1 protein-coding gene is annotated in these 650 nt (G+C 61.2%); it reads right to left on the bottom strand.

All coding sequences use genetic code 11. The annotated features are described in order from the left end of the window. Positions 1-650: ISL3 family transposase (locus QP415_RS10720; protein WP_285100034.1), on the bottom strand; the 650-nt coding region annotated here is incomplete at both ends.

The following is a 650-nucleotide window of genomic DNA, read 5'->3' as shown; positions in this document are numbered from 1 at the left end:
GTGTGGGGATGATCGAAGTAGGCCAGGATGTCCCCGGCTCGGCGTTTGAGTGTCCTGCCCAGCGTGATGAGCTCGGTCAGACCCCTCGGTACGCGCGTAGAGGTCAGCGTGTTGATTTCGGCTTGCATCAGGGCCTTGCCGCGGATTTTGTTGGGATCGCGGTAGGCATCAATGATGTTCTGGTAGACGCTCCAGGTGACTTCGAGTGCGACGTGGCAATCGCTGGCGAACAGGTCGAGGATCCGGTGTTGTTGGCGTGGGGTGAGCAGGCAGGATCTGGTGTGTAACATCCTGCGGGCCTTGTAGAGGGGATCCGTGGCCCGCCCGCGCCGATGGTGAAGTTCTTGCTGAATGCGCCTGCGACACTCATCGAGAGCATCACCGGCCAGGTGTACGACGTGGAAGGGATCCATGACCGCCCTCGCGTTGGGGAGCTCTTCAGCGGCGGCGCTCTTAAACCCGGTGAATCCATCCATCGCGACGATCTCAATGTGGCTGCGCCACGTGTCAGGCTGGGAGGCCAGCCAGGTTTTGAAGACCCGCTTGGAGCGCCCCGGGACCATATCCAGGAGCCGGGAGTGACCACTGCGATCTCGGATGGGCGTCAAGTCCAAGATGACGGTGACATATTTGTCGCCGTAGGGGGTGTG

Source organism: Pauljensenia sp. UMB3104 (assembly GCF_030217285.1).
Classification (GTDB): Bacteria; Actinomycetota; Actinomycetes; order Actinomycetales; family Actinomycetaceae; genus Pauljensenia.
Note: the sequence above shows the minus strand (reverse complement) of the source record. Positions and strands in the feature narration are given on the sequence as shown.